This is a genomic window from Streptomyces sp. NPDC031426, from assembly GCF_055581585.1.
On record NZ_JBVIJE010000019.1, the window covers coordinates 35,000 to 52,622 of the forward strand.

The 17,623-nt window shown below is 72.3% G+C and carries 17 protein-coding genes; 5 read left to right on the forward strand and 12 right to left on the reverse strand.

From position 1 onward, the window contains the following. Nucleotides 1-99 precede the first annotated feature (99 nt). The 3 genes from ACZ5NH_RS31435 (at nucleotide 100) to ACZ5NH_RS31445 (ending at nucleotide 2,166) form a co-directional block, all read left to right on the forward strand. On the forward strand, nucleotides 100-669 hold the full coding sequence (locus ACZ5NH_RS31435; protein WP_468780008.1) for a sigma-70 family RNA polymerase sigma factor: 570 nt from the start codon (nucleotides 100-102) through the stop codon (nucleotides 667-669). 153 nt (nucleotides 670-822) lie between these two features. Beyond that, complete coding sequence (locus ACZ5NH_RS31440) at nucleotides 823-1,338, forward strand: hypothetical protein (protein ID WP_388633306.1); 516 nt, start codon at nucleotides 823-825, stop codon at nucleotides 1,336-1,338. A 174-nt stretch (nucleotides 1,339-1,512) separates the two neighbouring features. Beyond that, nucleotides 1,513-2,166, forward strand: coding sequence for a zf-HC2 domain-containing protein (locus ACZ5NH_RS31445; protein ID WP_468780010.1), 654 nt, complete (start codon nucleotides 1,513-1,515; stop codon nucleotides 2,164-2,166). A gap of 3 nt (nucleotides 2,167-2,169) precedes the next feature. Here ACZ5NH_RS31445 and ACZ5NH_RS31450 read toward each other — a convergent pair whose 3' ends face one another. From ACZ5NH_RS31450 to ACZ5NH_RS31460, 3 genes are all read right to left on the reverse strand, one after another. Further along, nucleotides 2,170-3,033, reverse strand: a complete 864-nt coding sequence (locus ACZ5NH_RS31450; RefSeq protein WP_468780012.1) for an Fpg/Nei family DNA glycosylase — start codon at nucleotides 3,031-3,033, stop codon at nucleotides 2,170-2,172. A gap of 45 nt (nucleotides 3,034-3,078) precedes the next feature. Then, entirely contained in the window at nucleotides 3,079-5,148 is a 2,070-nt protein-coding gene (locus ACZ5NH_RS31455; RefSeq protein ID WP_468780014.1) for a SpoIIE family protein phosphatase, read from the reverse strand. Between the two features lie 85 nt (nucleotides 5,149-5,233). Beyond that, nucleotides 5,234-6,562 carry a DUF6777 domain-containing protein gene (locus ACZ5NH_RS31460; RefSeq protein WP_468780016.1) on the reverse strand — a complete coding sequence of 443 codons (1,329 nt, stop codon included), beginning with the start codon at nucleotides 6,560-6,562 and terminating at the stop codon, nucleotides 5,234-5,236. 130 nt (nucleotides 6,563-6,692) lie between these two features. Between ACZ5NH_RS31460 and ACZ5NH_RS31465 the strand changes: the two genes are divergently transcribed. Then, nucleotides 6,693-8,114, forward strand: coding sequence for a lipase maturation factor family protein (locus tag ACZ5NH_RS31465; RefSeq protein WP_468780018.1), 1,422 nt, complete (start codon nucleotides 6,693-6,695; stop codon nucleotides 8,112-8,114). Nucleotides 8,115-8,195: 81 nt separating this feature from the next. Here the strand turns inward: ACZ5NH_RS31465 and ACZ5NH_RS31470 are convergent, their stop codons facing one another. Genes ACZ5NH_RS31470 through ACZ5NH_RS31510 form a run of 9 tightly spaced genes read right to left on the reverse strand, consistent with a single transcriptional unit; the run spans nucleotide 8,196 to nucleotide 16,599 of the window. Then, nucleotides 8,196-8,699 carry a cupin domain-containing protein gene (locus ACZ5NH_RS31470; protein WP_468780020.1) on the reverse strand — a complete coding sequence of 168 codons (504 nt, stop codon included), beginning with the start codon at nucleotides 8,697-8,699 and terminating at the stop codon, nucleotides 8,196-8,198. A gap of 52 nt (nucleotides 8,700-8,751) precedes the next feature. After that, on the reverse strand, nucleotides 8,752-9,585 hold the full coding sequence (locus ACZ5NH_RS31475) for an amidohydrolase family protein (RefSeq protein WP_468780022.1): 834 nt from the start codon (nucleotides 9,583-9,585) through the stop codon (nucleotides 8,752-8,754). After that, a complete protein-coding gene (locus tag ACZ5NH_RS31480) occupies nucleotides 9,582-9,932 on the reverse strand; it encodes an L-rhamnose mutarotase (RefSeq protein ID WP_468780024.1) in 351 nt (116 codons plus the stop codon). Before ACZ5NH_RS31480 ends, ACZ5NH_RS31475 begins: the two co-directional genes overlap by 4 nt. Then, a complete protein-coding gene (locus ACZ5NH_RS31485; RefSeq protein WP_468780026.1) occupies nucleotides 9,929-10,900 on the reverse strand; it encodes an aldo/keto reductase in 972 nt (323 codons plus the stop codon). The genes ACZ5NH_RS31480 and ACZ5NH_RS31485 overlap by 4 nt, the downstream gene beginning before the upstream one ends. Then, on the reverse strand, nucleotides 10,897-11,652 hold the full coding sequence (locus ACZ5NH_RS31490; protein WP_468780028.1) for an SDR family NAD(P)-dependent oxidoreductase: 756 nt from the start codon (nucleotides 11,650-11,652) through the stop codon (nucleotides 10,897-10,899). Before ACZ5NH_RS31490 ends, ACZ5NH_RS31485 begins: the two co-directional genes overlap by 4 nt. Beyond that, on the reverse strand, nucleotides 11,649-12,989 hold the full coding sequence (locus tag ACZ5NH_RS31495; protein ID WP_468780030.1) for an L-fuconate dehydratase: 1,341 nt from the start codon (nucleotides 12,987-12,989) through the stop codon (nucleotides 11,649-11,651). Before ACZ5NH_RS31495 ends, ACZ5NH_RS31490 begins: the two co-directional genes overlap by 4 nt. Before the next feature lie 37 nt (nucleotides 12,990-13,026). Beyond that, on the reverse strand, nucleotides 13,027-14,055 hold the full coding sequence (locus ACZ5NH_RS31500; RefSeq protein ID WP_468780032.1) for an ABC transporter permease: 1,029 nt from the start codon (nucleotides 14,053-14,055) through the stop codon (nucleotides 13,027-13,029). Continuing rightward, nucleotides 14,048-15,538 (reverse strand): sugar ABC transporter ATP-binding protein, encoded by a 1,491-nt coding sequence (locus ACZ5NH_RS31505; RefSeq protein ID WP_468780034.1) that lies wholly within the window; start codon nucleotides 15,536-15,538, stop codon nucleotides 14,048-14,050. Before ACZ5NH_RS31505 ends, ACZ5NH_RS31500 begins: the two co-directional genes overlap by 8 nt. After that, entirely contained in the window at nucleotides 15,535-16,599 is a 1,065-nt protein-coding gene (locus ACZ5NH_RS31510; RefSeq protein WP_468780036.1) for a sugar ABC transporter substrate-binding protein, read from the reverse strand. Before ACZ5NH_RS31510 ends, ACZ5NH_RS31505 begins: the two co-directional genes overlap by 4 nt. A gap of 162 nt (nucleotides 16,600-16,761) precedes the next feature. Between ACZ5NH_RS31510 and ACZ5NH_RS31515 the strand changes: the two genes are divergently transcribed. After that, nucleotides 16,762-17,493, forward strand: a complete 732-nt coding sequence (locus tag ACZ5NH_RS31515; protein ID WP_468780038.1) for a FadR/GntR family transcriptional regulator — start codon at nucleotides 16,762-16,764, stop codon at nucleotides 17,491-17,493. Nucleotides 17,494-17,623 lie beyond the last annotated feature (130 nt).

The following is a 17,623-nucleotide window of genomic DNA, read 5'->3' on the forward strand; positions in this document are numbered from 1 at the left end:
GGACCGTTCGTCCGACCGTTCGCCGACGCGATCGACCGTCCGTCGCAGACCCGTGCGCACGCCCTGTCCCCGGGCCGTGCCCTGCGCTGCCATACGGCCATGACGGCCGGAACCTCACTGATCCACCAGGCGGCGGCACGGACCCGCGGGACGACGACCGCCGAACACGAACTGGCCGCGCTCCAGCGCGAGCACGGCCGACCGCTCTTCGCCCTGCTGCTCAGGCTCTGCGACGGCGACCGGCAGCGCGCCGAGGACCTCGTCCAGGAGACCCTGCTGCGCGCCTGGCAGCATCCCGAGGCGCTGCACGCCGAGGACTTCGACTCCGTACGGCCCTGGCTGCTGACGGTCGCCCGGCGGCTCGCGATCGACGCCCGGCGGGCCCGGCAGGCCCGGCCCCCGGAGACCGGCGCCGACATCCCGGAGAGCGCACGGGTGACCGCCGATCACGCCGAACGGGCCGCCGCGATGCTCGATGTCCGGGAGGCTGTGAAGACACTCACGCCGGAGCACCGTGACGTGCTGGTACTCGTGTATTTCCTCGGGGCCAGTGTGGCGGAAGCGGCGCAGACCCTGGGGGTGCCACCCGGTACCGTGAAGTCCCGCGCGTATTACGCGCTGCGCGCGCTGCGCCGGGTCCTTCCGGATTATGCGGCCGACCTGCACTGAAACCGGAGGCCGGGTCAAACCTCGGTAAAGCGCCTTGCTGTGGCCCCCGTTCGGGCAATGGGCTGTCCTCATCCGCGTTCCGGGCAGCGGTCGGGGCCGCGACCCCGACGAGGCTCGGGCGACGCGCACGTACCGGAGGAAGGGCAGGAAGGGATGCAGCACAGAGGGCACGAGAGCACGGACGGCACCGACGGCGGAGAACTGGCCGTCCCCATGGCCTGGTTGTACGCCGAGTACATCGCCGACGAGCTGCTGCGCACCGGCGATCTGATGCCGCCGACCTCCTTCGAGTTCCGGGCCGGCCGGGACGCGCTGGCGCTCACCGTCTTCCTGTCCGACACCGACGGGGAGCTGTCCGGCATCCGGGTGATCTCCCAGCTGGAGAACTGGCTCTCCCTGACCGCCTACGACCAGCCGTGGCGGGACTGGGTGGGCGAGCGCATGGCCGAGCTGGCCGAACGGGCCGAGCGGTCCGGCACCCGCTCGCCCGACCTGGCCCTCGCCGCCGACGCCTGGCGCTGGCTGGAGGAGACCGAGCTGCTCGCGCCGGACCTGGACGCGGTGCCGGGCGGTGGCGGGCCGGCCGGCGAGGACGACGGGCCGAAGGTGTGGACACCGGCGTGGCGGCTCGGGCTGCCCCTCGGGCACCTCGCGATCCATCTGTTCTGAGCCGTCGCTCCGGGGCGTTCTGAAGTTTTCCGGAATCGGACCAATCCGCGGGCCGCGCGGCTCCGAATCTCTCGTCCGGGATTCTGCGGGTGGCTTGAGTGATTCGGCTGTCGGCTGCGTACGGGTGGGTGCACGGAGTAACCCCACCCGCACCCATCGGCACGAGGATTCGGCATGAGGTCCCTGGAAAGGCATCGCGACGTCGGCGCGTACGCGCTCGGCGTGCTGGACGAGGCGGAGGCCTTCCGCTTCGAGGACCACCTCATGGAGTGCCCCCAATGCGCGGCACGGGTGACCGAATTCGGTCCCGCCACACGGCAGTTGATGCTGTACCGCCGGGCCACGCCGCGCTTTGTGCACCCCATGGCACAGCCCGGTCCCCGGCTGCTGGACCGGCTGCTCGGCGAGGTCGCGCTCCGGCATCGGGCGCGCCGCCGGCGCTTTCTGTACGGCCTGGCCGCCTCCGTGGTGCTGGCCGTGGCCGGTCCGGGGATCGTGGCCTTCGCCGGCCATGCGGAGCCGGTCGCGCAGGTAGCCGCCGCGACCGATCCGAAGACCGGGGTGTGGGCCGAGGTCACCGCCGACGACGGGGACACGGGCAGCCGGCTGCTGCTGAAGGTGAAGGACGGCACCGGCCCGCATGCCTGCCGGCTCGTCATCGTGGGCCGCGACGGCTCCGAGGAGGTCGCCGGCACCTGGATGGAACCGGGTCACGCCACCAGAACCTTCACCGCGCTCGGATCCTCCACGATGCACGCCGACGACATCGCCCGCTACGACGTACGCACCATGGACGGACAGCACCTGGTGTCCGTCGACGCGCCGTAGCCCCTACTTCAGCAGCCGGGACAGTCTGCGGTCGGCCAGGGGCTTGCCGCCCGTCTGGCAGGTGGGGCAGTACTGCAGCGAGGAGTCGCTGAAGGAGACCTCCCGGATGGTGTCGCCGCACACCGGGCACGGCTCGCCGGTCCGGCCGTGGACGCGCAGGCCGCTCTTCTTCTCCGCCTTCAGCCGCCCGGCGGCCAGGCCCCGGGAGCGGTCTACCGCCTCGGTGAGCGTCGAGCGCAGCGCCGCGTGGAGCCGATGGGTCTCCTGGGGGGTCAGGGAGGCGGCGAGCTTGAACGGGGACATCTTCGCGGCGTGCAGGATCTCGTCGCTGTAGGCGTTGCCGACCCCCGCGATCAGGGACTGGTCGCGCAGGGCGCCCTTCAGCTGACGTCTCTCGTCCTTGAGCAGGGCGGCGAGGCGGTCCTCGTCGAAGTCGGCGGCCAGCGGGTCCGCGCCGAGCCGGGCGATGCCCTCGATCTGCCGCGGATCGCGCACGACGTACACCGCGAGGCGTTTCTGGGTGCCGGCCTCGGTGAGGTCGAAGCCCTCGCCGGTCTCCAGGGCCACGCGCAATGCGAGCGGTCCCTTGCCCGGCTTGGGCGGGCCGGCCGGCAGCCGGTCCTTCCACTGCAGCCAGCCGGCCCGGGCCAGGTGCGTCACCAGGTGCAGCTCGCTGTCCGCCGCCAGGTCCAGGAACTTGCCGTGCCGGTGCACGGCCGTCACCTCGCCGCCCTCGAAGGCGGTGACCGGAGGGTCGTACGTCTTCAGGACGCTGACGGCGACCGGCAGCACCCGCGCCACCCGGCGGCCGACCAGGTGCTCGGTGAGGAAGTCCTTCAGCGCTTCTACCTCGGGCAGTTCCGGCATGGCTCCAGGGTGCCATCCCGCACTGACAAAGCCGGGTCAGCCGCGTCAGCCGCCGCGGCGGAACTCGCACCACACCGCCTTGCCGCCGCCCCGCGCCTCCACGCCCCACGCGTCGGTGAGCATCTCCACGAGCAGCAGGCCGCGGCCGGAGACGCCGTCCTCGCCCGCCTCACGGCGGCGCGGCAGGGCGCTGGAGGAGTCCTCGACCTCGATCCGCAGTCTGCGGTGGCCGCCGTCGAGGGCCCGCAGGGTCACGATCGCGGCGCCCTCGGTGTGCATCAGCGCGTTGGTGATCAGCTCGTCGGCGACCAGCTCGATCTCGTCGGCACGGTCGCGGTGGCCCCAGGAGCGGACCGCGGCGCGGATCAGGTGCCGGGCCTGGCTGAGGGCGTCCGGGTCGCCGGGTGCCACGTGCTGCTGGAGCCGGCCGCCGGCGGGCGGGGCCTCCGGGGTGCGCCGGCGCAGCAGGAGCAGCGCCACGTCGTCTTCGCCGCCCCGCTCCTCGGCCATCTGGATCAGCCGGTCGGCGAGCGGGCCCACGTCCTCGGGGCCGGCCGCGACGAGCGCCGAGAGGCGGTGCATGCCGTCGTCGAGGTCGGCGCCGGGCTGTTCGACGAGCCCGTCGGTGCACAGCAGCAGGGTGTGGCCGGGGTCGAGTTCGAGGGTGGAGACGGGGTAATCCAGCCGGCCGAACTCGGCGGACAGACCCAGCGGCAGCCCGCCCTCGACCGGCGCCCGGCGGCAGCTGCCGTCGCCGTGCCGGATCAGCGGGTCGATGTGCCCGGCCCGGACCGCCTGCACGACTCCGGTGGACAGGTCGGCATCGGCGTACAGGCAGGTGGCGAAGCGGTCGGTGTCGAGTTCGTGCAGGAAGACGGAGGCACGGGCCATCACCGTGGCCGGGGTGTGTCCCTCGGCGGCATAGGCGCGCAGCACGATCCGCAGCTGGCCCATGACGGCCGCCGCGTGGGTGTCGTGGCCCTGGACGTCGCCGATGACCGCGCCGACCCGCCCGCCGGGCAGCGGGATCAGGTCGTACCAGTCGCCGCCGATGTTCCGGCCGAGGGCGGCCGACCGGTAGCGGACGGCGATGTCGGCGCCGCGGACGCTGGGGATGGTGCGGGGCAGCATGGCCTGCTGCAGGCCCTGGGCGAGGTCCTTGTCCTGCTCGTAGAGCATGGCCCGCTGCAGGCTCTGCGCGATGCTGCTGCCGAGCGCGACCAGGACGGCCCGCTCCTCGGCGGAGAAGCCGCGCCGGTCGCTGTAGAGCAACCCCATCGCGCCGATCGGGCGGGCCTGGGCGATGAGCGGCAGATAGGCCGCGGAGGTGACGTGCAGGTCGGTGAGGTGCGGCCAGAGGATCGGATAGTGCTCGGCGAATTCCTCCGGGGACTCGATGAACCGGGGCGCGAGCGTGCGCACGACCTCGCTCATCGGGTACGGCTCGTCGATCCGGGTGATCTGGGTGCCGGGGACCGAGGCGTCGATGGGTCCCTCGGCCACCAGGCGGATGCGGCCGGCCTCCACCAGCCCCATCACCAGGCTGGCCGCGCCGAGATGGCGGATGCCACGGGTGTCCTTGAGGGCGTCGATGACGTCCTGGACGCTGCGGGCGTGGGCGAGGGAGGCGGAGACGGCCTGCACGACGTTGGTCTGCTGGCGGAACGCCTCGTCCTGGGCGGCCCGCAGGCTGCGCACCTCGCTCTCGGCGAGTTCCTCGGTGGCGTCGCGGACGATGCCGACGACCCGGCGCGGGCGGCCGGTGGCGTCCCGGCGGATGTAGCCCTGGGTGTGGGTCCAGCGCTGGGTGCCGTCGCGGCAGCGGATGCGGAAGTAGGCCCCGTAGTTCTCGCTGCCGTCCTTGATCGCCCGGGCCACCAGCTCGTCCAGCCGGGCCGTCTCCGATCGCGGGACCCTGAGGGCCAGCGACTCGAGCCGTCCGTCGTACTCCTCGGGCGGCAGGTCGAGCACCTCGTGTGCCTGGGCGTCCATGTGGAACAGACCCGTGTCCAGGTCCCAGTCGAAGGTGCCCATGCGGTTGAGCGCCAGGATCGGATCCGGGTGGGCGGGCCAGTCCTCCGGGAGTGACACGGCACTCGCTCCCCGAACTGCCATGCGCCCACCTTGCCAGGATTTGTCCGTTTCTTCGACCTCTTGCCGCGGTCGGCTCCCCAGGGGGAGAGTCCGGCTCCGGACGGGCTCAGCCACCGGAGAGGTCCGCGGCGGCGGCGCCCGCGGCATCGCCGTCCGTGGCGTCGGGGGCCGGGCTCGACCGGACGTCCGCCGTGGCGGCCGGGACCGGTCCGACGGGGTCGGGCAGGCCCGGAGCGTCCGGCAGGCCCGATGGGCCGATCCCGTCCGGAGAGCCGATCCCGTCCGGAGGGCCGATCCCGTCCTGCGGTCCGATCGCGTACGGCGGGTCCGGGGTGCCGGGCGCCTGCGGAACGGGACCAAGGGACGGCCGGATCCACGGGGCGGCCGGGTCCGGCGCCGGGGTGCTCCGCCCGGTGGGCATGTCCGGCGCCCTCGGGGTGGCGGCCACGGGCGGCTCCTTGCCGATCGTGCCCGCGGAGGCCTCCGGTCGGCTCCGCCGCGGACCGGGCTGGGTGGGGTACGGCGGTGCGGTGCCCGGGGTGGCGGCACCCGGTGGGTCGGGGTCGCCGTCGGGCGCGGCGGTGGCCCAGGCGGGCGCGGGGACGACCTGGTCGTCGCGTACGTCGTGACCGAGCCGGCGTTCGATCCAGGTGCGCGTCTCGGCGTTGACGATCGTGATGCTGGTGACCGCCCGGGGTGCCGGGGTCACCGCGATCACCTGACCCGAACGGTAGCCGGGCCAGGCACCGCCACGGGCGCCGGAGCCGACGCGGGTCGGCGTCGGCGGCCCCAGCGGGTTGCCGCAGGCACAGCGCACCCGGGGCAGTCCACGGTTGTCGATCAGGACAGCGGTGCCGGCCTGGAGGACGGCCTGGTGGGCGACCGCCTGTCCGTCGCGATAGCCGTGGTCGGTGACCCGGGTGTCGGCGCGCAGCACGACGGGGGTCAGGCCGCGCAGAAAGCCGCGCAGGCCGTTCGCGGAGACACCGGCCGCCCGAGCGAAGGCGTCACCCTTGGCGCGGTCCGCGGTCAGATACCCGGTCTGCCGTCCGACGTCACAGCCGGCGACGCGTGCGGTGCCGCCGTACAGGCCGGGAGTCGCGCCGGACAGGATGCGCAGGGCGCGCGGGTGTACGCCGACCAGCCCGGCGGGCACCGCCGGCGGCGAGGAGCCGGCGACGGGCGGCCGTGTGGCGCTGGGGTCGGCCGTGCCCGGATGAGGCGGCGCGGTGGGATCGGCGCTCCCCGTGCCGGCTCTCACCGGCGCGGTGACCGTGGAAGCGGTGAAGGGGTCTGGCCCTTGGGCCGCGGCGGGCAGGAGATAGACCTCCTCGCCCATCCGGGCCTCCTTGACGCCGGGGCGGCCGCAGCCGGCGACGAGCAGCGCCACCGAGAGCGCGCAGGCCGTGACGATGGATCCGGTGGGTATCCGCACCGTACACTTCCCATCACTTTGGGTGATTTCTCCCTATTGTTTGCATCGTGCCCGTTTGGCTGGCAACTCGAGGGAGGCGATGATGAGGACGACACCGGCGGTTTAGCCGCGACGAAGGGCGCGCACAGCCGTGAACTGGTTCACCGCTCCCGACTACTGGCTGACCAGGCTGGTCTTCCAGCGGGCTCTGGCCGCCGTGTACCTGGTGGCGTTCCTGACGGCGGCGATGCAGTTCCGGGCGCTGCTGGGCGAGCGCGGCATGCTGCCGATCCCCCGGTTCGTGGCGCTGGTCCCCTTCAAACGGGCGCCGAGCCTGTTCCATCTGCATTACTCCGACCGCTTCTTCGCGGGCTGCGCGTGGGCCGGCTGCGCGGTGTCGGCGGCTCTGCTCGCCGGCGCGGACTCCCTGCTGCCGCTGTGGGCCGGCATCCTGCTGTGGCTGGTGCCGTGGGCGCTGTATCTGTCGGTCGTCAACGTGGGCCAGACGTGGTACGCGTTCGGCTGGGAGTCGCTGCTGCTGGAGACGGGCTTCCTGGCCGCGTTCCTCGGCAACGAGAAGGTGGCGCCGCCCATCGTCGTGCTGTTCCTGCTGCGCTGGATCCTGTTCCGGGTGGAGTTCGGCGCCGGGCTGATCAAGATGCGGGGCGACGCGTGCTGGCGGAAGCTGACCTGCCTCGACTACCACCATGAGACACAGCCCATGCCGGGCCCGCTGAGCTGGTTCTTCCACCATCTGCCGAAGCCGCTGCACCGGGTGGAGGTGGCCGCCAACCACATGACCCAACTGGTCGTGCCGGTGCTACTGTTCACGCCGCAGCCCATCGCCTCGGCCGCCGCCGCCCTGATGATCGTCACCCAGCTGTGGCTGGTGCTGTCCGGCAACTTCTCCTGGCTGAACTGGATCACCATCGTGCTGGCCCTGTCCGCGCTGCGGATTCCCGGGGCCGCGCCGTCCGTGCCGGCGGCGCCGCTGTGGTACGAGGTCCTGGTGCTCGCGGTGGCCGCGCTGCTGCTCTTCCTGAGCTACCGCCCGGTGGCCAACATGGTCTCCCGCCGGCAGATCATGAACCGCTCCTTCGACCCGCTGCACCTGGTGAACACCTACGGCGCGTTCGGCAGCGTCAGCCGGGTCCGCTACGAGGTGGTGGTCGAGGGCACGCTGGACGAGGTGCCGCGCGAGGACTCGGACTGGCGCGAGTACGAGTTCCGCGGCAAGCCCGGTGACACCCGGCACTGGCCGCGCCAGTTCGCCCCCTACCATCTGCGCCTGGACTGGTTGATGTGGTTCGCGGCTCTGTCCCCGGGCTATGCGGGGGAATGGTTCGGCGGTCTGGTGGAACGCCTGCTGGAGAACGACCGCGACACCCTGCGCCTGCTGCGCCGCTCCCCCTTCCCACCGGACACCCCGCCCAGGTATGTCCGCGCGCGCCTCTTCCGTTACCGCTACACCACCTGGCGGGAGCTGCGGGACAGCGGGGCGTGCTGGGAGCGGACGTTCGTCCGGGAGTACATGCCACCGACGCGGCTGGCCGCGGTGACCGGGCGGTCGTGAGCGGCCGGGCCCTCCGACATGCGACACCGGCCCGCGGGCCGACATGCGACATCGGCCCGCGGGATCGACCTGTCGGCCCGGCTACGGCTCCTGCCGGCTGTCCGAGGGAATCCGGAACGACCGGGTCCGATAACGGCTGCGGAACTCTGCCAGCAGCTCGTCGGTCGCCTCGGCCCCGGCGCTCACGGCCGCGTGCACGTCGCGGAAGTAGTTCTCGTAGCCGGCCGGGGTGTACAGGCACAGAGCGCGTGCCAGGACCTGGCCGCCGTTGCGGAAACCGTGCGGGGTGCCACGGGGGGCGGCGAGCAGGTGTCCGGGGCCGGCCGTCACCTCGCCGTCGCCGGTGTGGAGCGTCAGCTCCCCCTCGAGGACGTAGAAGTACTCGTCGTGTCCGTCGTGCACATGCGGCCTGGCGCCGATGGTGCCGGGGGCGAGGCTGAACTCCTCGAAGGTGAAACGCCCGTCCGTGTGCTCTGCGGTGAGCCGGAAGAAGTGGGCGACGCCGGCGACGTCGATGAGTTCACCGTCCCCGGGAGCACGCAGCAACGGAGCGGAGGGAGTGCGCGGCTGATGATGATCAGTCATGTCGGCATTGTGCGGTACGGGGTGGGGAGGTGCACGCCGGCCACGCCGTGGGTCACAGGCCGTAGACGGCCGTGGCGGTGCCCTCGAAGAGGGCCCGGCGGTCGGCCTCGTCGAGGTCTGCGGTCAACTCGGTGATGACGGTGTGCACGTCGGCGTAGGAGGCCGCCGTCGTGCACACCGGCCAGTCCGAGCCGAACATCAGCCGGCCGGGGCCGAAGGCCTCCAGGGCCACGTCCGTGTACGGCCGCAGGTCGGCCGTCGTCCAGGAGCCGGGGTCGGCCTCGGTGACCAGGCCGGAGAGTTTGGCGACCGTGTTGGGGAGGACGGCGAGCGCACGCAGGGCGGAGGCCCAGGGCTCGTGTTCTCCGGTTGCGATCGGCGGCTTGCCCAAGTGGTCGAGTACGAAGGTGACTTGGGGCAGGCTCGCGGCGGCCTCGGCGCAGGCCGGAAGCTGGTGGGGCAGGACGACCAGATCGTGGACGAGGCCCGCCCCGGCCACGGCCGCGAGTCCGCGCCGTACGTCCTTCCGCAGCAGCCACCGCGGGTCCGGCTCACCCTGGACCTGGTGCCGGATGCCCTTCAGGAAGGAACCGCCGGGGAGTTCGCGCAGTCGGGACAGTTCCTCCGCGATGTCGGGGCGGGTGAGGTCGGTCCAGCCCACGACGCCCGCGATCAGGTCGTGCTCGGCCGCCAGGGCCAGGAACTCGGGTGTCTCCTCCGCGACGGTGACCGTCTGGACGAGGACGGTGCGGGTGACTCCGGCCGCCCTCGCCTCGGGTTCGAGGTCGGCCAAGGTGAAGTCGCGCCTGAGCGGACTGCCTTCGGGGATCCAGTCCTGGTCGCGGACGGACAGGTCCCAGACGTGGTGGTGGGCGTCGACGGTCACGGCAGCTCCCAGACGACGGGCAGCCCGGCGCCGGCGCCCTCGCGGGAGTAGTCGTGCACCACGTCGAGCAGCTCGGCCATGCGGGCCTGCCAGGCCACGTTGACCGGCAGCTGCTCCAGTTCGGCGAGCAGGCGGGCGTAGTCCGCGCACTCCAGCAGGTGGAACAGGTCGGTGCCTCCCCCACGCTCGGCTTCGCTCGCGCGGGGGGACCCCCACCGCCAGATGGTCCAGGAGGTGGCACCGGCGGCGCGGATGGCCCGGGTCAGTTCCTCCGGGACCTCCCGGTGGGCCGCCTCGTACTCGGCGATCCGGTCGGCGCGGACCTTGGTGTGCAGGGCCACTCTCATGACGGGTCTTCCTCTCGGGGCAGCAGACCGCACTCTCGCAGCTCCTGCCAGAACTCCGCCGGAACCACGGAGGCGAACTGGGCTGCGCAGTCGTGGACTTCGGACGCGGAGCGGGGCCCGGGCAGGACACTGGCGACGGCCGGGTGGGCGAAGGCGAAGGCCAGCGCGGCGGCGCGCAGGGTGGTGCCGTGCCGCTCCGCGACCGCCTTCATGCGCAGGACCCGGTCCAGCAACTCCGGTGGGACACGGCTGTAGTCGTACGTCGACTCGGGTGTCGGGTCCGCCAGCAGGCCCGAGTTGAACACGCCGCCGAGGACGACCGACACGCCGTACTCGGCGGCCGCTGGCAGCAGTTCGGCCCCCGCGCTCTGGTCGAGCAGGGTGTAGCGGCCGGCGCACAGGACCACGTCCACGTCGGTGTCGCGGACGAACCGGGTGAGCATCGCGGTCTGGTTCATGCCGGCGCCGATCGCGCCGACGACGCCCTCGGAGCGCAGCTTCTCCAGGGCCGGGTAGCCCTCCCGAAAGGCCTGCTCGGCGTGGTCGTCGGGATCGTGCAGATAGACGACGTCGACGCGGTCCAGGCCGAGGCGCTCCAGGCTCGCCTCCAGGGTGCGGCGGACGCCGTCCGCGCTGAAGTCCCACACCCGGCGGTGGGTGGCGGGTACGGCGAAGCCGTGGGCCAGGTCGTCGCCGGTATCGTCGATGGGTTCGAGGCGGCGGCCGACCTTGGTGGAGACGGTGAAGTGCGCGCGGTCGTATGCGCGCAGGGCGGCGCCGAGCCGGCGTTCGGACAGGCCGAGGCCGTAGTGCGGGGCGGTGTCGAAGTACCGGATGCCGCGCTGCCAGGCGGCCCGTACGGCCTCCCGCGCCTGCTCGTCGTCCACCGGGCGGTAGAGGTTGCCGAGCGTCGCGGCGCCGAAGCCGAGCGGGGTGACCTCGACTCCGCTGCGGCCGAGCCTCGTCACCGGCCCTCCGGGCGCAGTCTGAGGCCCTGCATGCCGCCGTCGACTGCGAGGGCGGTGCCGGTGGTGGCGCCGGACAGCGGGCTGGCCAAGTAGGCGATGGCGCCCGCGACTTCGGCGGCGGACACCAGTCGGCCGGTGGGCTGGCGGGCCGCCAGGGCGGCGCGTTCGGCGGCCGGGTCGGGGGCCGCTTCCAGCAGCCGGCCGACCCACGGGGTGTCGGCCGTACCGGGGTTGACGCAGTTGACCCGGATGCCCTCGCGGACGTGGTCGGCGGCCATGGCGAGGGTCAGGGAGTACACGGCACCCTTGGTGGCGCTGTACAGGGCGCGCTGGGGCAGTCCGGCGGTGGCGGCGACGGAGCAGGTGTTGACGATCGCGGCGTGGTCCGAGCGGCGCAGGTGCGGGAGGGCGGCGCGGGCGGTGCGGACCATGCCGAGGACGTTGACGTCGAAGACGCGCTGCCACTCGGCGTCGTCGTTGTCCTCCACCGTGCCCAGCGCGCCGATCCCGGCGTTGTTGACCAGGACGTCCAGCCCGCCGAGGTCCTCGGCGGCCCGCTCGACGGCCGTGCGGACCGAGGCGTCGTCGGTGACGTCGGCGCGGTAGGCGAGGAGCGGCTTGTCGACGTCCGCCGGGTCCCGGTCGAGGACGGCGACCCGGGCGCCACGGGCGGCGAGGAGGTCGGCGGTGGCCCGGCCGATGCCGGAGGCGCCACCGGTGACCAGGGCCTTCAGGCCCTCGAAGTCACTCATGCGGTCTGTCCCTTCTGGGTCTCGGGGTCGGCGGCCCAGTAGGTGCCGCCGGGGAAGGTGTACCGCGCGATGGACTCCGGGTGCAGGGCGGCGGAGAAGCCGGGCGCGGTGGGTGCGGTGTAGTGGCCGTCGCGGATGACGACGGGGGTGACGAAGTGTTCGTGGAGGTGGTCGACGTACTCGATGACCCGGTCCTCGGTGGTGCCGGAGAGGGCCAGGTAGTCGAACATCGAGAGGTGCTGGACGAGTTCGCACAGGCCGACGCCGCCCGCGTGCGGGCAGACCGGGACGCCGAACTTGGCGGCGAGCAGCAGGACGGCGAGGTTCTCGTTGACGCCCGCGACGCGGGCCGCGTCGATCTGGACGATGTCGAGGGCGCCCGCCTGGAGGAGCTGCTTGAACATGATCCGGTTGTGCACGTGCTCGCCGGTGGCGACCCTCACCGGGGCCACCGCCCGGCGGATCGCGGCGTGGCCGAGGACGTCGTCGGGGCTGGTGGGCTCCTCGATCCAGTACGGGTCGAACTCGGCGAGCGCCTTGGTCCAGCGGATCGCCTCGTCCACGTTCCAGCGCTGGTTGGCGTCGACGGCGAGCCGGATGTCCGGTCCGACGACCGCGCGGGCGACCCGGCAGCGCCGGATGTCGTCGTCGAGGTCGGCGCCGACCTTCAGCTTGATCTGGGTGAAGCCGTCGGCGACGGCCTGCGCGGCGAGCCGGCCGAGCTTGGCGTCGTCGTAGCCGAGCCAGCCCGGTGAGGTGGTGTAGGCGGGGTAGCCGCGCTCCAGCAGCCGTGCCCGGCGCTCCCCCGCTCCCGCCCTGCCCCGCCTCAGCAGGTCGAGGGCCTCGGCGGGGGTGAGCGCGTCCGCGATGTACCGGAAGTCGATCTGCCCGACCAGCCACGCGGGTTCGGCATCGGCGAGCAGCTGCCACAGCGGCTTGCCGGCCCTGCGGGCGGCTAGGTCCCAGACGGCGTTGACGACGGCCCCGACCGCCATGTGCATCACGCCCTTCTCGGGGCCGAGCCAGCGCAGCTGGCTGTCGCCGATCAGGTCCCGGAAGAGCGAGCCCGGGTCGCCGCACAGCTCGGCCGCGTCACGGCCGAGCACATGGTCCCGCAGCGCGTCGATCGCGGCGACCTGGACGTCGTTGCCCCGCCCGATGGTGAAGACGAACCCGTGCCCCTCGTGCCCGTCGGCGGCGTCGGTGCGCAGCACGACATAGGCCGCCGAGTAGTCGGGGTCCGGGTTCATCGCGTCGGAGCCGTCGAGCTCGCGCGAGGTGGGGAAACGGATGTCGTGGGTGTCGACCGCGATGACGCGGGCGGGGGCCTGGGACACTGAAGTCCTTTCGGTCGTCGGACACTTGACGGCTGGATCAGTCCTGGGCGCGGCCCGTCGTCACACGCGCGATCACGAGGGCGACGAGGATGATCCCGCCGTAGATGGCCTGGATCCAGAACGACGGGATCTGGGCGAGGGTGAGCAGGTTCTGTACGACGCCGAGGAGGACGACGCCGGTCAGGGCGCCGAACATGGTGCCCTTGCCGCCGTCGAGGCTGATGCCGCCGATCACCGCGGCCGCGAACACCGTGAAGATCATGTTCTGGCCCTGGTTGGCGCTGATCGCGCCGACGTATCCCGTCTGCAGCAGCCCGCCGAGCGAGGCGAGCACGCCCGCGACGACGTACACCCCGAGCATGACCCGGTCCACGCGCACACCGGCCGCGCGGGCGGCGTCCGCGTTGCCGCCGATCGCGTACAGGGCGCGACCGGCGCGGTGGTACTTCAGCACGAACCCGGCGACCGCGAAGGCGACGGCGGCGAGCCACACCGACAGCGGCACGGTGAGGAAGGTGGTGGTGGCCAGGGAGTAGAAGCTGTCGGGCATGCCGAACAGGGTCTTGCCCTTGGTGGCGCCGACCAGCAGGCCGCGCAGCACGATGAGCATCGCGAGCGTGACGATGAACGCGTTGAGCCGGAACTTCACGACGAGGACGCCGTTGAAGGCGCCGATCACCGCACCGACCACGGGGATCGCGAGCAGGGCGAGCCCGGCCGGGAATTCCGTGCCCCAGCCGGACTGGCTCGCGGGCAGCACCAGCAGGGCCCCGACGGCCGGCGCGATGCCGACCACCGACTCCAGGGACAGGTCGAACTTGCCGGTGATCAGCACGAGCGACTCGGCGAGCACGACCATCGCCAGCGCGGCGGAGGCACCGAGGATCGAGATCAGGTTCCGCTCGGTCAGGAACGAGTCGTTGACCATCGCGCCGAGCACCATGAGCAGCAACAGTGCGGGGACGAGGGCGAGTTCGCGGGCTCGGCGGAGCAGGACGGTCCTGGCCGACCGGGCGTCCGGGGACTTCGGGGGCGCGAGCGGAGGGGCGGCCCGGGTGTCAGCCATGGTCAACTCCTTCGATGGAGGCGATCAGCTCGTGGTCGCGCCAGCCGGCCGGGTGCTCGGCGACGACGCGGCCGTGGAAGAGGACGAGGACGCGGTCGCAGCGGCGCAGGTCGTCGAGTTCGTCGGAGACGACGAGGACGGCGGTGCCGTCGTCGCGCGCGCTGTCCATGCGCGCGAGCAGCGACTCCTTGGACTTCACGTCGACGCCGGCGGTGGGGTTGATCAGCACCAGCAGGCGCGGGTCGGAGGCGAGGGCCCGGGCCATGACGACCTTCTGGGCGTTGCCGCCGGAGAGGTCGGACACCGGCTGGTCGGGGCCCTCGGCGTGGATGCCGAGGCGGTCGATCAACTCGGCCGCGAAACGGCGCCGTGTGTCGGTGGCGACGAATCCGGCCCGGCCGAGCCGGTCCAGTACGCTCAGCGTGACGTTGTCGCCGATGCTCAGGCCGGACACCAGTCCCTGCTCGTGCCGGTCGCGCGGCACACAGCCGACCCCGGCCCGCAGGGCGGCCGGTACGTCCCCGAACGGCAGCCGCTCGCCGTCGAGTTCGGCGGTGCCGCCGGTCGGCGTGTGCAGTCCGGCGAAGGACTCGGCGAGCTCGGTCTTGCCGCTGCCGCTGGAACCGGCGAGTCCGACGACCTCACCGCGGCGGACGGTGAGGTCGACGTTCTCGTACGCCGGTGAGGTGAGCCCTTGTGCCTCCAGCAGGACAGGGGCGCCGTCCTCCACTCCCCTGCCCGGTGCGGCCCGTTCGGCGACCGACTCCCCCGCCATGGCCTCCACCAGTGCCGCCTTGGGCAGGTCGGCGACGCGTGCGGTGGTGATCCAGCGGGCGTCGCGCAGCACGGTGACCGTCTGGCAGACCTCGTACACCTCCTGGAGGTGGTGCGAGATGAACAGGAAGGTGACGCCGGAGTCCTGCAGGGAGCGCATGCGGGTGAAGAGCCGCTCGATCTCGCGGTTGTCGAGCTGGGCGGTGGGCTCGTCCAGCACGATGAACCGGGCTCCGAAGCTCAACGCCCGGGCGATCTCCATCATTTGGCGGTCCTCGACCCTGAGGTCGGCGGTGCGCGCCTCGGGGTCGACGCGCACGTCCCAGGTGTCGAGGAGTTCTGCGGCCTGCCGGCGCAGCCGGCGCCAGCTGATGACGCCGCGGCCGGTCGGCTGCCGGTTGAGGAAAAGGTTCTCGGCGACCGTCAGCTCCGGGACGACCGTGGGCTTCTGGTAGACGCAGGCGACCTTGCGGCGCCAGGCGTCCCGGTCGGCGAGCGGGGGCGCGGGCTCGCCGTCGAAGCGGACGGTGCCGGCGTCCGGGGCCTGGAGGCCGGTGAGGACGTTGACCAGAGTGGACTTGCCGGCGCCGTTGCGGCCGACCAGGGCGTGGGACTCGCCGGGCAGGACGGTGAGCCGGCCGTCTGCGAGGGCGAGGGTGGGGCCGTACCGTTTGACGATCCCCTCGGCTTCAACAAGCGGTGTGCTCATTTGACCGTGTTGCCCCACAGCTTGGGGTCGTCGACGTTGGCCTTGGTGACCAGCGGTGCGGGCAGCTGGTCCTCCAGGATCCCGCTGGGCAGTTCGACGATCACGGAGCCGTGGTCGGTGGGCCCGGGCTTGAACGTCTTCCCGGCCATCGCCGCCTTGATGTAGTACAGGCCGTACTTGGCGTAGGCGTCGGCGGGCTGGGAGACCGTGGCGTCGATCTGGCCCTTGCGGATGGCGTCGTACTCCTGGGGGATGCCGTCGTTGGAGACGATCGCGATGTGGCCCTGCTGCCCGGCCGGTTTCAGCATGCCCTTGGACTTCAGGGTCTGCAGGGTCGGCGCGAGATAGACACCGCCCGCCTGCAGGTAGATGCCCTTGATGTCCGGGTTGGCGCCCAGCAGCGTGTCCAGCTTGGCGGCGGCGGTGTCGGACTCCCACTTGGCGGGGATCTCCAGCACAGTGAGCTTCGGGTACTTCTTCTTCACGCAGGACCGGAACGCCGCTGAGCGGTCGCGGCCGTTGACCGAGGCGAGATCGCCCATGATCTGCACGACCTTGCCGCTGCTCACGTGCTGTCCGAGGTAGTCGCAGGCCTTCTCGCCGTAGGCCACGTTGTCGGCGCGCACCACCATGGCGACCTTGCCCTTGTCGGGCGCGACGTCCACGGCGACCACGGGCACGCCCTTGCGTTGGGCCTGGTCGAGTCCGGCCTGGATGGCGGCGCTGTCCAGCGGGGCGACCACCAGTCCCTTGACGCCCTGGGTGAGTTCGTTGTCGATGTCGGTGATCTGCTGCGAGGGGTCACTGTTGGAGTTGACCGTCTTCAGCACCTGGACGCCCTCGGACTTGGCCATCTTGGGCACGTAGTCGTTGTACGACTGCCAGAACGGCGAGGTGAGCAGCGGCAGGATCACGCCGACCTTGCCGGTGCCGCCGCTGCCCGCGTTCGCGGTGTCCTTGGTGCTGCCGCAGGCGGCGAGCATGAGTGAGGCGCCGGCGGCCACAGCCACCGCGCCGATGATCCGGGACCTGCTGCGCTTCCTGACAGTGCTGGCGGGCATCTCGCGGCTCCTCGTCGAGGGTTTTCGAGCAGACGCCGCATACTTATCAGACCAATAAGCCGAGTCAACACCCTCGTGCACGGAAAATTCGCGGATCCTGGGCGTAGTGGTCGGACCACTCGGCTGGCTAGACTGCGGCGCACCGGGGGAAGGAGGAGTGGCGTGGACGAGGAAGAGGTGCCGCAGAAGGGCACGGTGACCCAGCGCGCCATCGAGGAGATCAAGGCGATGATCGCCGAGGGCCGGCTGGAGCCCGGCCAGCGGCTGCCCACCGAGCGGGATCTCGCGGCCCGGCTGGGCATCTCCCGCAGCTCGATGCGGGAGGCGATCCGCGCCCTGACCGTGATGGGCGTCCTGGAGGCCCGGCACGGTTCCGGGATCTACGTCACCGCACTGGAGGCCGGCGACCTGCTGGAGACTTTCGGGGTGGTCGCGGACCTGTCCCGGGGCCCGCGCCTGGTGGAACTCCTCGAAGTCCGCAGAATCCTGGAGTCGACGGCGACGGCGCTGGCCGCCGCACGCATCACCGACGACCAACTCGCCGCGGTCGAGAAGCACTTGGCGGCGATGAACGCCACCGACGACCCGGAGGAGATCCTCGCCCACGACCTCGCCTTCCACCGCGAGATCGCCGCGGCCGCCGGGAACGAGACCATGGCCGCCATCCTGGAGGGCCTGTCCTCCCGCACCTTCCGCGCCCGCGTCTGGCGCGGCTACCAGGAGGAGGGCGCCTTCGCCCGCACCCGCCGCGAGCACGCCGCCATCCACCGCGCCCTCACCGCCCGCGACCCGGAGGCGGCGCGGGCGGCGGCAGCGGCCCACGTGGGCGAGGTGGAGGAGTGGCTGCGGGGGCGGCTCGTGGAGCAGAGCGGGGACGGGCAGCCCGGCGTGTAGGCGGCAGCGGCACGGACGAGTCGAGGACCAGGACGGATGCCGGCCCGGCGGCACCGCCGGGCCGGCATCGCGGCCGGGACTGTGACCCGACCCGGACTGGCCCACGCAGGCGCGGGCACGGTCGGCCTGG

What these genes read in the sequence shown, in the direction of transcription:
- ACZ5NH_RS31455 (WP_468780014.1), bottom strand. Translation starts at nt 5,148, where the DNA reads ATGGCAGTTCGGGGAGCGAGTGCCGTGTCACTCCCGGAGGACTGGCCC.
- ACZ5NH_RS31480 (WP_468780024.1), bottom strand. Translation starts at nt 9,932, where the DNA reads ATGAGAGTGGCCCTGCACACCAAGGTCCGCGCCGACCGGATCGCCGAG.
- ACZ5NH_RS31470 (WP_468780020.1), bottom strand. Translation starts at nt 8,699, where the DNA reads ATGACTGATCATCATCAGCCGCGCACTCCCTCCGCTCCGTTGCTGCGT.
- ACZ5NH_RS31445 (WP_468780010.1), top strand. Translation starts at nt 1,513, where the DNA reads ATGAGGTCCCTGGAAAGGCATCGCGACGTCGGCGCGTACGCGCTCGGC.
- ACZ5NH_RS31490 (WP_468780028.1), bottom strand. Translation starts at nt 11,652, where the DNA reads ATGAGTGACTTCGAGGGCCTGAAGGCCCTGGTCACCGGTGGCGCCTCC.
- ACZ5NH_RS31505 (WP_468780034.1), bottom strand. Translation starts at nt 15,538, where the DNA reads ATGAGCACACCGCTTGTTGAAGCCGAGGGGATCGTCAAACGGTACGGC.
- ACZ5NH_RS31435 (WP_468780008.1), top strand. Translation starts at nt 100, where the DNA reads ATGACGGCCGGAACCTCACTGATCCACCAGGCGGCGGCACGGACCCGC.
- ACZ5NH_RS31450 (WP_468780012.1), bottom strand. Translation starts at nt 3,033, where the DNA reads ATGCCGGAACTGCCCGAGGTAGAAGCGCTGAAGGACTTCCTCACCGAG.
- ACZ5NH_RS31510 (WP_468780036.1), bottom strand. Translation starts at nt 16,599, where the DNA reads ATGCCCGCCAGCACTGTCAGGAAGCGCAGCAGGTCCCGGATCATCGGC.
- ACZ5NH_RS31500 (WP_468780032.1), bottom strand. Translation starts at nt 14,055, where the DNA reads ATGGCTGACACCCGGGCCGCCCCTCCGCTCGCGCCCCCGAAGTCCCCG.
- ACZ5NH_RS31440 (WP_388633306.1), top strand. Translation starts at nt 823, where the DNA reads ATGCAGCACAGAGGGCACGAGAGCACGGACGGCACCGACGGCGGAGAA.